Raw genomic sequence first — 14,469 nt, forward strand, 5'->3', positions numbered from 1 at the left:
CATCTAGCCATGCAAAACCTGTTATTTCAAACCCAGAGCCCATCTGAACCCATAGTCATCCTGGCAAAAGATGGGCGAGCTGAGTATTTCAACCATTTTTATGATGCTGATACTTCTGACCACTTATTTGAAAAGCTATTGAGCTCGCTGAGCTGGGAATCAGATCGCATTCAGATGTTTGGAAAACTGGTTACCACTAGTAGAAAGGTAGCCTGGGTAGGAGATCCTGATTGCAGTTACACCTACTCTGGAGTTCCAAAACAACCCCAGAATTGGACCGACGAGTTACTACAAATAAAGCAGAAGTTAGAACAAGTCACTGGCCATACCTACAACTCTTGCTTACTCAATCTGTATCACACCGGTCAAGAGGGTATGGGGTGGCATAGCGACGATGAGAAAGAGTTGGATAACAGTAATCCGATTGCATCAATCAGCCTAGGTGCTCGACGCAAGTTTGCCTTTCGTCATAAGCAGGATAAAACCACCAATGCCCTCTTTCTGGAAAATGGGAGTCTACTGATCATGCATCCACCTATTCAGGAATATTGGCATCACAGCTTACTGAAGACCAAAACCGTCATGAGCCCCCGAATCAACCTGACCTTTCGAAAAATACTTTCTAAAATATGAACTCCAATAGAGCAATTCAAAAGGTGGCAGTGATTGGCGCAGGAATTGCAGGCCTCTCTTGCGCAAAAGCATTACAAGCATTGGGCATGTCCGTTGATATCTTTGAAAAAAGTCGCGGCCCCAGTGGACGTATGAGTACACGTCGTACGCAAGATTGGTCCGCAGATCATGGCGCCCAATATTTCACAGCTCGAGATCCTCGTTTTATTCAGGAAGTACAAAGCTGGATTCAGGCTAGTACTGCCGATATCTGGATGCCCAAACTTAAGGTGTACGAGAACAAGGCATGGCGTGATAGCAGCTCACCAGACGTTCGCTATGTTGGCATTCCCAATATGAACTCACCCGGAAAGTATTTGGCTGAGAGTATGTCCATTCAATATGAGAAAACAATTTCAAGATTAGAGCGAAAAGGTGACCAGTGGTCTCTTCGATGCGGCGAGGAAGATGAAATTTTAGGGCTGTATGATTTTGTCGTATTGGCGATACCCGCTCCTCAGGCTAGCGCTTTAGCGAACGATCTTGACGCTCGAGTCGCCACTATCACCACTTCAGCACAGATGCAGGCCTGCTGGACGATGATGGCGCATTTTCCCAAGCAAACAATGACAGACTTTGATGCAGCCTTTATCAATCAAGAAATCATTAGCTGGATTTGTCAAAATGGATCTAAGCCGATGCGTCAAGGCCAAACCTGGACTATTCACGGCAATCCGAATTGGAGCCAAGAGCATGTCGAGCTCAGTAAGGAAGAAGCTCAAGAGCAAATGCTGGCATGTTTAACGAGGCTAGGGGTTCACTGTCAAGATTCTGAAATCAGCATGCACCGCTGGCGCTACGCGAGCGGCGGACTGGAGAATGCAATTGGCTATCTTTCGCTACCGGATATCGGTTTAGGACTTTGTGGAGACTGGCTTCATGGCGGCAGAGTCGAAGGCGCCTGGCTTAGTGGACTGGAGTTAGCGTCTGAAATAAATAGGTCTACACAAAGCAGTATTTAAAAGGATTTACGTAACCGTAAGCTGCCCTGATAAAACGAGTAAGCGCTAGAAAACTCCGTAGAGATTGCGGCCGATAAGCTTAAATCTTTCTTTAACTCATAGTTGGCTGAAGAAATCTCAATTACAGTAGCGCGAGCGTTGGTTAAAGCAATCGGCAATCCAAACTGGTAGCCAGGGCTAGATTGTGTGGACATATTCAAGCTCGATGATTTTCCAAAGTCGTACTTATAGCCAACTGAAATAGACCCGAGACTGTACTCATTGGATGCATCCATGAGGGAGTATTTCAAGCCAAGAGTGGCAGGCACAGATACATAACTCATTGATGAGGTATTAAGGCCTGCACTAGGATTTCCTCCTGCACCACTCACCGACTCGTTCATGCCCTTGTACGCATAATTGGTAACTGCTACATTTAAAAAACCATCTAGATTTGGCAATGCTCTAGCTACAGGAATCGAACCTAATACGTTAACACCGTAAGTATTGACATTGGTATTGCCAGTCGCACTTTGAATATTTGCAGATGAGCCTGAAACTGTGCTCTGTGTCAGGTTCTGTCGGGTGCTGTTGTAGTTATAGTTACCGAAAAGTAGGGTTCCAACCAATTTAACTGCTTCAATCTGTACCTTTTTAAATAAGCCTACGCTTAAGCCCAGTCCATTGCCACTTCCATCTGAGCCAGCGGAATAATTTATTGAGCTTACATTCGCCAGAACTCCCGCAGGGTCATCTTTTCCGCCAAAAATATTGCCCATGAGATTTAAACCCCAAAAAGAAATATTTTGCTTGGCCCCTGAGGACTGACCCACCTGATCAACTGAACCACCCTGATAGTAGAAAGATGACTTAATCGTTGCATCACTCTTATCCTCAATCATGAGGCTGGCATCTCGAATACTAGCCTCATTAGCTCTAATAGTAGAGTTAAGTGGCCCAGCCATTAGGCCGGCAGGAACCTGACTAGAGGCGCCAGGAGCGTATGTGTAAAAACCAGGGGCAGTCTGAGTCGCCGAAGTTTGGCTAGTGGTGGCGACATAACTCCCGACAGGAGCGTAGGTGGCAGCGGATGCGCCAGAAACAGAAACGTAGGACCCAACTGGTGATGGTGTCGCTTGAGTAGCGCCAGTAACCGCCACGAAATAACCTGCAGGTGCCTGAGTGGCAACAGATGCACCAGAAACTGAAACATAGCGCCCAACTGGTGCCAAAGTCGCCTCAGTAGCACCTGCAAACGGAACGTAGTAACCGGGAGTAGCCTGGAGAGCCGATGTTTGACCGGCATTCGGTTGATACGTTCCTGGCGATGTTAAGGTTGCTGCAGTTGCACCTGCAAAATTGACATAAGAGCCAGCAGGCGCAGGAGTGCAGGCTGTGGGGATATCAGTACCATTAGAGCTAAAAGAGCCAGGAAAACAATTGGCCGCAAAAACACCGCTCGATGCAGAAATTCCAACAAGAAATAGGTTCAGTGATGAGGATTTAGGGGGTTTCATAGTGATTAGCAGTAAATTATTAGTATGAGCGCCCAAACTTTGAATCAATTACTGTCAGAAGCCGCTGAATGCTACCGGCTCAATTTAACAGAAAAGGCTGAAAACCTCTATATTGCTGCACTCCAGATAAACCCCAATCAGGCCGGCGCTCTGTTTAACTTGGGAACCCTTCTATTGCGAAAATCTGATCTCAGAGGCGATCAGTTCATTAAGGACTCTTTTGCGCAAGATAGTAAAAATGAAATAGACCGCAATAAAGCTGTTGAGTTGGTGATACAAATTCTCCTATCTAACGCATACAAGAAACATGCAGAGGAGTGGGTGAGATTTGCCGAGCTGAATCAACTCCATTTCCCGGCATTGAGCGAACTCAAAAGACAAGTTGAGATTCCAGCATATTTAGAAAAAACGATTTTCAGTCCAGAAAAAAATCAGCTTTTAGAGCGCTATCACCCAATAGAGTCATCCTCCTATGTATACGCAATAGATGTTGTGGGTGGATGCAATTTACGTTGTCCCACGTGCCCGGTTGGTAATCAAAGTCAGATGCCAAAAGGAATCATGCAGCCGAAGTTATTTTTGGAGATTCTTGAAAAGATTTGCAGAGAAAATCCAAACCACAATCCGGATATTTGGCTTTTCAATTGGAGTGAGCCACTCCTGAATCCACACTTACCAGATTTCATCAAACAGATACGAGAAAAGAATCTAACCTCCTTTATTTCGAGCAACTTAAATATATCGGATCGAATTGAGCAGGTGATGGAGGCCAACCCCAATCGATTTAAAGTATCTATTTCTAGTTTGAAGCAGGAAGTTTATGAAGTCACCCATGAACGCGGGGATATTCAAGTAGTCATTAGCAATTTTGAAAAACTAGCTGAAGCTAGAGATAAATATCAAGCATCTACTGAAATATGGGTGGGCCATCATCTCTATAAAAATACCATTGAGGAGATGCAACAGATCAAAGCACTTGCGGATGACTATGGTTTTGGATACCGCCCTTCATATGCAATCATGGCACCAATCGAAAAAGCGTATTCTCTCATCAAAAATTTAGGTGATAACGCTTTGGGAATAGAACAGCAACTTTTCTTGCATCCAAAGACGATCACAGAGAATAACAAGCTTAGAAGATCGGGGAATATGGATTGTGAGTTACGATTTAACATGACTGCAATAAATTATGACGGCTCAGTTTCTTTATGTTGCGGCACAACAAAAGACCTCTCGGATACAGTAGATAAAAAAACCTATTTTTTAGAAAAAAACAGGGTCGAACTTGAGCAATTAAAATATGGTCACTCCTTCTGCTCCACCTGCATGAATAACAATCTACACCTTACCATTCAGGATCTTTAGACATGCAATTTGATGTCCAATCTGCTCGAGAAAATTTAAAATTACAGCGCTTTGATTTGGCTGCAACTCAATATCAAGAGCTAATAGCAAATTCTCCAACGGATTTCATCCTATACCTTGAGCTCTCATCAGCCCTGATGGGCCTTCAAAAGCTTGATGAGGCTCTCGTGGTTGTAAAGCAACTAGAGCATGTGGATTTCAAGCTACCAGAAGAGGTTCAACTTCAGAAGGCCAATATCAATCTTGCACAAGGTCGCTTTGCAGAGTCTATTCCTATTCTCCAATCACTTATTCTAAGCTCCTGTCATGAGCGCGCGAGGACCGCACTATCAAGCGCCTATCTTGGGGTTGGGTTGCCCACTAAAGCATCCGCCCTATTTAATGGAATTGAGGAGGAAAAATTAAGCCCGGGTGATGTTAACAATCTTGCCATTAGCCTTTGTGAGCAAATTCAAACTCCCAAAGCTTTAGATTTACTCTCCAAAAGAATCATCAATAAACAGTTTGACAACAGCACTATCTCCAATCTATTGATGCTTTCAAATTACCATGCATCACCTGAAAACTATATTTCTACTGCTAAAAAAGAAATAAGGAAGGTTAATCAAGAAGAAAATGTTATGGCTATCAATAAGAAGTCAACGGATAACATTCGAGTAGGATTTATTTCTGGAGATATGTACCAACATCCTGTTGGATGGTTTTTTATTGGCTTGCTAAAAGAGCTGAGTGAATCTTTTTCAACTACTATTTTCTATACCAATTCCAAAACAGATCAGTTAACCCATGACCTTATTGCCGCCGCTTCGGATTTTTACTTTGTTGAGCACTTAGCAGATGTAGACTTAATTCAAAAGATTCAAGCAGCTCAGATTGATGTTTTGATTGACTTATCTGGACATACCGCCAATAACAGACTATCGATATTTAACCAAAGAATAGCGCCAATTCAATTAAGTTATCTAGGCTACTTCGCATCAACCTATATGAGCAAAATGGATGGTGTAATTTTCGATCAATGGCATTTAACTGGCGTACCAGATGGAGTTTTTTCAGAACGCATCCATCATTTACCATGCTCACGCTTTTGCTACACACCTCCGCCTTACATCCCTCAGATTACTGCACTACCGGCAATAGCAAATGGCATTATCACTTTTTGCAGCTTTAGTAGCACGTCCAAAATTAGTAATGAATGTATTGAGATGTGGGCAAAAACTTTAGAGGCAATACCTGAATCTAGAATTCAGTTGCGATGGAGAACGTTGCGCGATAGCCAACTAAGAGACCATATTAGAAAGTTATTCTTGTCGCATGGCATTCCCAACTCACGAGTTGAACTGTATCCAGATTGCGACCATGAATCACTTTTCCATTTTTATAATGAGGTGGATATTGCATTGGATACCTATCCATTTTCAGGGGCAACCACTAGTTGCGAGGCCCTATCGATGGGTGTGCCTGTGATTACGAGGACCGGTAAAAGCCCTGCCTCAAATCAAACAGCAAGTATCCTTAATGAACTTCACCTCAATGAGTGCATAGCAAATGATATTTCCGAGTTTGTGGAGCAAGCAAAAAAACTATCAAGCGACATAGAAAGACTCTCGAATTGGCGCTCTACGATGCGGGAACGAATTGCAAGTAGCGCTCTAGGTAACCCAAAACTATTCACCTCTCACTTTTCGCAGTTAATTACTGAGATTTATCATGAAGGCCAGTAACTACTGCTGAATCGTATTGCTACCGAGTGGCGCCCCATGGCATTACTTAGTAGTGAAGTTTCAGATCAGATTGCTATAGATTCCAACGTGCCATTGCAGTATCGTCAGTCACACGGGCATCAACCCATCTTGCACCTTCCGGGGTATCTTCTTTTTTCCAGAACGGTGCGGCCGTTTTGAGATAGTCCATGATGAACTCACAGGCAGCGAATGCCTCCCCTCTGTGAGCGCTAGTAACTGCTACCAACACTATTTGGTCTTCGGGCATTAATAGCCCTACTCGATGAATCACAAGGGTTTTATAAATATCCCAACGGCCTCTGGCTTGAGTAATGATTTCCTCAAGAGATTTTTCTGTCATCCCAGGATAGTGTTCTAGCGTCATGCCTTTGACTTGGCTACCGTCATTGAGATCGCGTACTGTACCCACGAAAGTCACTACTGCACCTACGCGAGGATCATCCTTGCGAAGCGTTGTGACTTCAGTTGTTAAATCAAAGTCAGCCTCTTGAATGCGAATGAAATCATTTTGCATATTAGCCACCAGTTACCGGGGGAAAGAAGGCTACTTCAGCACCCTCCAGCAGGAGAGTGGACTCCTTCACCATCTCTTGATTAAGGGCACAACGAATTACTTTTTTGCTCGCCAATACCTCAGACCAAGGATTGCCACGCTCAATGAGATAGCCCCGCAAATCGGCAATCGTCTTAACTGGCTCTGGAGCAGTAATACTCTCTTCAGCAATACCCAAGCCTTCACGGAGTGAGGCAAAGAATCGTAATTGGATTTTCATAAATGCTGATCCGCTTAAGAAAGAAGCGCATTAAAGGGAATGTATTTCACCATATCCCCGGATTGAATCGGCTGATTTGGAGGACAGTCCACCAAACCATCGCCCCAGGAGGCGCTGGTGAGCACCCCAGAGCTTTGATTCGGAAATAGATCTAAACCACCCTGCGCATTGATCTTGACTCGCAGGAATTCATTACGACGATCGGCTTTGAGCCAATCAAAATCGGCGCGCATTGGGTAGGCCTGAGGAAGGCTCGCATCCCGTCCTTGCAACTTCAGAATGAATGGGCGTACAAATAATAAGAAGGTCACAAAACTCGAAACTGGGTTACCAGGCAAGCCAATAAACCAAGTTTCTGCCTCTGCCGCACCACTCTTTGCATCATCCGACTTACGCACGGCACCAAAAGCCAAAGGCTTGCCGGGCTTAATACCAATTTGCCAGAGATCTAATCTACCCTCAGCGGTCACTGCCGGCTTGATGTGATCTTCTTCACCCACAGATACGCCACCAGAAGTGATGATTAGGTCATGGTCTTTGCTAGCCTTGCGCAAGGTCTCTCGTGTGGCGCTGAGGCTGTCGGGAACAATGCCAAAGTCCGTTGCATCACAACCCAAGGATTTAATGCACGCCAACAAGGTATCGCGATTGGAGTTGTAAATACCACCGGGTTTGAGCGGCTCGCCAGGCAATGAGAGTTCATCGCCGGTGAAAAATGCAGCAACCTTCACTTTACGCTTCACATTTAAATGCGTTAAGCCCGCTGAGGCAGCCATACCCAATTCTTGTGGGCGAAGAAAAGTGCCTGCGGTTAATGCAGTCTTTCCTGCCGTTAAATCCTCACCCCGCCGACGAATCCATTGGCCTGATGTTGGTGCGATATTCACTTGCACCTGATTCACAGACCCCTCGGGAACTGCGCAGTCTTCTTGCATGACTACAGCGTCAGCACCGGGTGGAACTGGTGCGCCAGTAAATATCCTGGCGGCAGTACCCGGCTCAAGTTGCGTGCCCATCGAGCCCGCCGGAATCCGTTGCGCAATCGTTAGAGTACTGCCGGGGATTTGAGTATCTGCAGTCCGCACAGCATAACCATCCATCGACGTGTTATCCAGCGGCGGCACATCAACCAAACTATTCACGCTTTGGGCAAGCACACGACCCAATGCAGCTTGCGTCGCCAACGTTTCAGTTTCAGCCACGGTCTTTGCGTGTGAGAGTAAGTGATCTAAAGCCTGCTGAGCAGTCAACATCGGTGGCTTAGTCATTGTGCTTTATGTATTTAGTTGAGATGCGTTGTAATAAATGCTTTTACTTGATTGACGTCGGCATCGATATTTTCAACGCGCTGTGGCAAAGACTTGATATCTTTAAATGCTGCCGGGCAATCTGCGGGACGTCCCAAAGCGATTTCAATCGTTTCTTCAAACTTAATTGGCAAGGCAGTCTCCAACACCAACATCGGAATGCCTGGCTGTAAATGTTCTCTGGCGACTTTGATGCCATCAGCTGTATGCGTATCAATCATGACGCCATACTGCGCATCTACATTGCGAATCGTTTCCAGACGATTCTCATGCGTGCTGCGGCCTGACTGAAAGCCATACTTCGCAATTTCTGCATAGACAGCATCTTTTGAAATATCAAATCCACCAGCCTCGTCTACTTGCTTAAACATACCTGCAGTAACCTTGCCATCCTGACCCATAAGATCAAAGATAAAGCGTTCAAAGTTGCTCGCCTTAGAAATATCCATAGAGGGGCTAGAGGTATGCAAAGTCTCGGCAGACTTACGTGCACGGTAAACGCCCGTACGGAAGAACTCATCGAGGACGTCGTTCTCATTCGTAGCGGCAATGAGATGCGCAATCGGTAAGCCCATCATGCGAGCAATATGACCGGCACAAATATTGCCAAAATTACCTGATGGCACTGTAAAGGAAACTTTTTCTGTGCTGGACTTGGTGGCAAGCAAATAACCTTGGAAGTAGTACACCACCTGAGCCACAACACGACCCCAATTAATCGAGTTCACTGTGCCGATTTGGTGATTGGCTTTAAAACTGTGGTCGTTACTGACTGCCTTCACAATATCCTGACAATCATCAAATACACCAGCCACTGCTAAGTTAAAAATATTCGGATCTTGTAAAGAATACATTTGCGCAGACTGAAACGAACTCATCTTGCCGCGCGGCGAAAGCATAAAGACGGTAACACCTGCTTTGCCCCGCATTGCATACTCAGCAGCACTTCCAGTATCCCCAGAGGTAGCGCCCAAAATATTGAGCTTTTGACCTTTTTTCTTGAGGGCATATTCAAAGAGATTACCAAGCAACTGCATTGCCATGTCTTTGAATGCCAATGTTGGACCATTCGATAAGCTCAGTAAACCAATCCGTGTACCCTGCTCTTCACCTAGCCAATGAACTGGCGTAATGTCTTTGGCATTATCTTGAGCACGGCCGTTGCAATACACTTGCTCTGTATACGTTTTACGCAATAGAGTGCGCAAGTCTGCCTCAGGAATATCGTCGCAATATAGACTCAACACTTCATACGCAAGGTCAGCATAAGACAAGCCGCGCCAAGAATCCAATTGCTCTTTGCTCACCTGCGGATATTCGGCCGGTAAATACAAGCCGCCGTCTGGGGCCAAGCCACCAAGCAGAATTTCTAGAAAGGATTGTTGTGGGCTATTGCCGCGAGTCGATTGGTAACGCATGATTATCTTAGGACAGATTTTCTAAACGGATCTTCACAACTGCGCCAGCGACAGTTTTCAGATTCTGAATTTCTTGAATTGCTGCCAGCATGTGCTTTTCTTTCGTCTCATGAGTTAGAGCAACTAAATCTGTTTGACTCTCGCCCTCATCCGCCTCTTTTTGTAATAGCGCATCAATCGAGATGCCGTGGGAGGCTAAGATCTTGGTTATGTCAGCCAGCACGCCAGCTTGATCGGCTACACGCAGACGTAAGTAATAACTGGTGGTGATTTCACCCATCGGCAATACGGCGATATCACGTACTGCATCCGGCTGGAATGCGAGGTAAGGAACCCGACTTTCAGGGCTTGCACCCAATAAACGCGTGATATCTACTAAATCGGCAATCACTGCTGAAGCGGTGGGTTCTGAACCAGCGCCCTTACCGTAGTAAAGCGTGGTACCTACTGCATCACCAAATACTTGAACGGCGTTCATCGCGCCCTCAACGTTAGCAATCAAACGCTTCGTCGGAATTAATGTCGGATGAACACGCAGCTCTACACCAGTAACCGTCTTTTTGGCGATACCCAATAACTTGATGCGATAGCCCAACTGCTCAGCATATTTAATATCAATAGCATCTAATTTAGTAATACCTTCAACATGCGCTTTTTCAAACTGCATCGGGATACCAAAGGCGATTGCGCTCATGATGGTTGCTTTATGGGCCGCATCTACGCCTTCAATATCAAACGTGGGATCTGCTTCCGCATAACCCAAACGCTGCGCTTCCTTCAAGACCGTTGCAAAGTCTAGCCCTTTATCGCGCATCTCTGAAAGAATGAAGTTTGTTGTGCCATTGATGATGCCGGCAATCCACTCAATGCGGTTAGCAGTTAAGCCCTCACGCAAAGCTTTAATAATCGGAATACCGCCTGCAACGGCCGCTTCGAATGCCACCATCACACCTTTTTCGTGCGCAGCTTTAAAGATCTCATTACCATGAACAGCGATCAATGCTTTATTGGCTGTCACTACGTGCTTACCAGCAGCAATCGCTTCAAGCACTAGATCTTTAGCAACACCGTAACCACCAATCAACTCTACAACAATATCGATCTCAGGATTGTTGATAACAGCACGGGCATCACTCACGACTTGCGCGTGATCTTTGACTAACTCTTTAGCACGTTCTACATTGAGATCGGCAACGGTATTAATGCGAATACCTCGACCAGCGCGACGAGTAATTTCATCTTGATTGCGTTCGAGAACAGTGAATACTCCAGCACCTACAGTGCCAATACCTAATAGCCCAACTTGAATCGGTTTCATAATGCCTTTGTTGCTGTTGAATGAGCCGCTTTGCGACTGTGTTTTTGACGATAACGCTCCAGAAAACGTGCAAGACGAGCAATCGCCTCGGTGATCACATCTTCATGGGGTAAGAACACGACACGGAAGTGATCCGGCTTAACCCAGTTAAAGCCCGAGCCCTGAACTAGCAATATCTTCTCTTCCTTCAGAAGGTCGGCTACAAACTGCTGATCATCTTCGATTGGGTACATCTCTGGATCAAGCTTCGGAAATAAATACAAAGCAGACTTGGGTTTAACGCAAGTCACACCAGGAATTGCTGTGATGAGCTTCCAAGCAAGATCACGTTGCTTAGCCAAGCGGCCACCCTCGGCTACCAGATCATTAATACTTTGATAGCCACCCAAAGCTGTTTGGATTGCGTATTGACCTGGTACGTTAGCGCACAGGCGCATCGAGGACAACATATTGAGACCTTCAATGTAATCTCGAATCATCTCTTTATCACCAGATACCACCATCCACCCAGCACGATAGCCACAAGAGCGATAGTTCTTAGACAAACCATTAAAGGTGATAGTGACAACATCGGTAGATAAGGATGCTAAAGAGATATGCTGCTCTTGGTCGTACAACATCTTGTCGTAAATCTCATCAGCAAACAGGATTAAGTCGAACTCACGAGCGATCGCGGTTAACTCTGTCAAGACTTCCTTTGAATAGATTGCACCAGTAGGATTGTTAGGGTTAATCACCACAATCGCTTTAGTCTGGGGAGTAATCTTTTTGCGGAGATCAGCCAAATCAGGCGCCCACTCTTTAGACTCATCACATAAGTAATGCACTGGAGTACCACCAGATAAACTGACTGCAGCGGTCCACAAGGGATAGTCTGGAGCTGGCACTAGCACTTCATCACCATTATTCAGTAATGCATTCATTGCCAAAACGATGAGTTCAGAGACACCATTACCGGTATAGATGTCATCCAAAGTAACACCTTGAATGCCTTTTTCTTGGCAATAGTGCATGATTGCTTTGCGAGCCGCAAAGATACCCTTGGAATCGGAGTACGCTGATGCATTACTCAAGTTACGAATCATGTCCAACTGAATCTCTTCAGGGGGATCAAAGCCGAAAACACCCACATTGCCGATGTTTAATTTGATGATTTTGTGACCCTCTTCTTCCATCCGCTGTGCGAGTTCCAGCACGGGTCCCCGTATGTCGTAGCAGACGTGGTTGAGTTTTTCGGACTTGAGGATCGGTTTCACAATAAATTAGAGGGTAAGTTCTTGAAATTTAGGAAAAAACAGCTAGCTATAATCACCTCAATTATGACAGAGAGTCCATATGAAGCTTCAATCTGACCCCCATTCCGGAGCCAACACGATCACCGGTTACGGTGATGGTTACATCGAGATCAATAAGATCCCCTACAGTCATGCTGTTTTATTGAGCTCCGACGGCGAAATCCTGGAGTGGCCAGTCCAATCTTTTGATGAACTCAGTGCAGCTGATTTCAGTCAAATGGTGACCCTAAAGCCTGAATTAATCATTATTGGAACCGGCAAGCGCCAGCGCTTCCCTAAGCCAGAACTATTAAAAACACTGATTGAGGCCAAAATTGGCTTTGAAGTGATGGATTCTCAAGCAGCCTGTCGCACTTACAACATTTTAGTTGGCGAAGGCCGTCAAGTATTACTCGCCCTCATCGTGGAAGCCACCTAATGCAATTTGGTCAGATTCGGCAGTCTAGCGCCCTAAACCCAGTCTCTATTTTGATTCTGGTGCTGATTTACGCATTGCTATGGTTTGGCACTCTTAACTACCGACACCTGATTCCATCTGATGAAGGTCGTTACGCTGAGATTGCCCGCGAAATGCTAGTAACAGGAGATTGGATAACCCCTCGCTATAACGGCTACAAATATTTTGAAAAGCCTCCTTTGCAAATTTGGGCTACTGCTAGTGCCTTCCACTTTTTTGGCATTGGCGATTGGCAAGCGCGCTTGTGGACTGCGCTCACTGGGTTTCTAACCATTATTTTTATTGGATTTACTGCAGCGCGTATCTATAGCGCCCGGGCGGGCTGGCTAGCTGCTATCGCTTTAGCCTCCAGTCCAATGTGGGTCATTGGTGGTCACGTGAACTCATTGGACATGGGGTTATCAGCATTCTTGGTTGCCGCTCTCTGCAGTTTGTTGCTAGCGCAAAACTCGCGCTACAAGACCCATAACCGAAATTGGATGTGGGCATGCTGGGCTTTTATGGCCCTAGCAACACTATCTAAAGGTGTCATCGGAGTAGCCATTCCCGGCATGGTGTTTGTGGTTTATTCCATCACCGCGTGGGACTGGAAAATTTGGAAGCGGCTACACATTATTAGCGGCACTGTTTTGTTCCTGGCAATCACTGCCCCTTGGTTTGTGCTGGTATCGCAACGCAATCCTGAGTTCCTCGAGTTCTTTTTTATTCACGAACACTTGCAACGCTTTACTCAGAAAGCCCACAGCAGAACAGGCCCAATCTACTACTTCCTACCCTTGCTGCTCTTAGGTTTCTTGCCCTGGATCGCGCAAGTCCCCGGAGCCATTGGACAAGCTTGGCGAGAGCGTAATCGCGAGTTCTCCAGCGGCTGGCTGCTGACCTGTTGGTTTGCAGTCATCTTGGGATTCTTTAGTGTTTCTCAATCCAAATTACCTGGCTACATCATCCCTATCTTTCCAGCGCTAGCCATGATCGTCGGACATCGCTTGGATCGTAATCTAGGCTTTAGCAATGCACTCTCATTGCCTTGGCAAATACAAACGCTCTTCTTTGCCATTCTTGGTGGAGTTGGCTTTCTCTTCTTAGGTGAGGTTGGCAAACAAGCGCGACCAGATGAAATTGAAGCCTATGCGCAATATACCTATTGGGTGGTTGCAGCACTCATTGCATTGATCCTATGGAGTCTTTTGGCATTCGTGCAGAGTAAGCGCCATGGTTTATCAAGTATTACGAGTTTTGCTAGTGGCTTTTTTCTTTGCGCACTTATTGCGGGTACGGGTCATGAGACTTTGGGACGCGCAGTATCTGGTATCGATCTCGTGAAGCAAGTGAAGTCGAGTATTCCAGACAAAGTCAACTTCTATTCCGTACGAATCTTGGATCACACAGTACCTTTCTATCTAGGAAGGACTATGACGATGGTGGAGTTTTTAGATGAGCTTGGGTTTGGCGCCAAGCAAGAGCCTGAGCTATGGCTACCTACCTTAGATGCATTTATTGAGCGCTGGAAGGAAGACCAAACGGCTTATGCTTTGATGGTTCCGGAGCAATATATCGAGCTACAAAAACTCAATGTTCCCATGCAAGAGGTGGGACGCGATTCGAGGCGCGTGATTGTCAAGCACCCCGAGTCTACAAGTACTTCATCACAATAAGGTCTT

The 14,469-nt window shown here is 45.8% G+C and carries 13 protein-coding genes; 6 read left to right on the top strand and 7 right to left on the bottom strand.

Annotated features, from left to right (window positions below):
- Nucleotides 1-9: 9 nt before the first annotated feature.
- The gene (locus DN92_RS07765; protein WP_173960693.1) at nt 10-633 is read left to right on the top strand and encodes an alpha-ketoglutarate-dependent dioxygenase AlkB family protein; all 624 of its coding nucleotides are present in this window, start codon (nt 10-12) and stop codon (nt 631-633) included.
- Nucleotides 630-1,634, top strand: coding sequence for an NAD(P)/FAD-dependent oxidoreductase (locus DN92_RS07770; protein WP_173960694.1), 1,005 nt, complete (start codon nt 630-632; stop codon nt 1,632-1,634). The genes DN92_RS07765 and DN92_RS07770 overlap by 4 nt, the downstream gene beginning before the upstream one ends.
- Here DN92_RS07770 and DN92_RS07775 read toward each other — a convergent pair.
- Nucleotides 1,631-3,130, bottom strand: a complete 1,500-nt coding sequence (locus DN92_RS07775) for an autotransporter outer membrane beta-barrel domain-containing protein (protein ID WP_173960695.1) — start codon at nt 3,128-3,130, stop codon at nt 1,631-1,633. The genes DN92_RS07770 and DN92_RS07775 overlap by 4 nt on opposite strands.
- 39 nt (nt 3,131-3,169) lie before the next feature.
- On the opposite strand from DN92_RS07775, the gene DN92_RS07780 reads away from it, so the two are divergent.
- Together DN92_RS07780 and DN92_RS07785 are read left to right on the top strand one after the other, a co-directional pair.
- A complete protein-coding gene (locus tag DN92_RS07780; RefSeq protein ID WP_173960696.1) occupies nt 3,170-4,495 on the top strand; it encodes a radical SAM family protein in 1,326 nt (441 codons plus the stop codon).
- Between the two features lie 2 nt (nt 4,496-4,497).
- On the top strand, nt 4,498-6,219 hold the full coding sequence (locus DN92_RS07785) for an O-linked N-acetylglucosamine transferase, SPINDLY family protein (protein ID WP_173960697.1): 1,722 nt from the start codon (nt 4,498-4,500) through the stop codon (nt 6,217-6,219).
- Nucleotides 6,220-6,292: 73 nt separating this feature from the next.
- On the opposite strand, the gene moaE is transcribed toward DN92_RS07785, so the two are convergent.
- The 6 genes from moaE to DN92_RS07815 are packed head-to-tail and all read right to left on the bottom strand — an operon-like array spanning nt 6,293 to nt 12,312.
- Entirely contained in the window at nt 6,293-6,754 is a 462-nt protein-coding gene (gene moaE / locus DN92_RS07790) for a molybdopterin synthase catalytic subunit MoaE (RefSeq protein ID WP_173960698.1), read from the bottom strand.
- A gap of 1 nt (nt 6,755) precedes the next feature.
- Nucleotides 6,756-7,013 (bottom strand): molybdopterin converting factor subunit 1, encoded by a 258-nt coding sequence (moaD, locus tag DN92_RS07795; RefSeq protein WP_173960699.1) that lies wholly within the window; start codon nt 7,011-7,013, stop codon nt 6,756-6,758.
- A 14-nt stretch (nt 7,014-7,027) separates the two neighbouring features.
- Entirely contained in the window at nt 7,028-8,281 is a 1,254-nt protein-coding gene (locus tag DN92_RS07800) for a molybdopterin molybdotransferase MoeA (protein ID WP_173960700.1), read from the bottom strand.
- Between the two features lie 14 nt (nt 8,282-8,295).
- A complete protein-coding gene (thrC, locus tag DN92_RS07805; protein ID WP_173960701.1) occupies nt 8,296-9,738 on the bottom strand; it encodes a threonine synthase in 1,443 nt (480 codons plus the stop codon).
- A gap of 7 nt (nt 9,739-9,745) precedes the next feature.
- Nucleotides 9,746-11,056: a homoserine dehydrogenase gene (locus tag DN92_RS07810; RefSeq protein WP_173960702.1), complete on the bottom strand. Its 1,311-nt coding sequence runs from the start codon at nt 11,054-11,056 to the stop codon at nt 9,746-9,748.
- Nucleotides 11,053-12,312 (bottom strand): pyridoxal phosphate-dependent aminotransferase, encoded by a 1,260-nt coding sequence (locus DN92_RS07815; protein WP_173960703.1) that lies wholly within the window; start codon nt 12,310-12,312, stop codon nt 11,053-11,055. Before DN92_RS07815 ends, DN92_RS07810 begins: the two co-directional genes overlap by 4 nt.
- 79 nt (nt 12,313-12,391) lie before the next feature.
- On the opposite strand from DN92_RS07815, the gene DN92_RS07820 reads away from it, so the two are divergent.
- Entirely contained in the window at nt 12,392-12,769 is a 378-nt protein-coding gene (locus DN92_RS07820) for an Mth938-like domain-containing protein (RefSeq protein WP_173960704.1), read from the top strand.
- Nucleotides 12,769-14,463 (top strand): glycosyltransferase family 39 protein, encoded by a 1,695-nt coding sequence (locus DN92_RS07825; RefSeq protein ID WP_173960705.1) that lies wholly within the window; start codon nt 12,769-12,771, stop codon nt 14,461-14,463. Before DN92_RS07820 ends, DN92_RS07825 begins: the two co-directional genes overlap by 1 nt.
- The last annotated feature ends 6 nt before the right edge of the window (nt 14,464-14,469 follow it).

Source organism: Polynucleobacter arcticus (genome assembly GCF_013307205.1).
Taxonomy (GTDB): Bacteria; Pseudomonadota; Gammaproteobacteria; order Burkholderiales; family Burkholderiaceae; genus Polynucleobacter; species Polynucleobacter arcticus.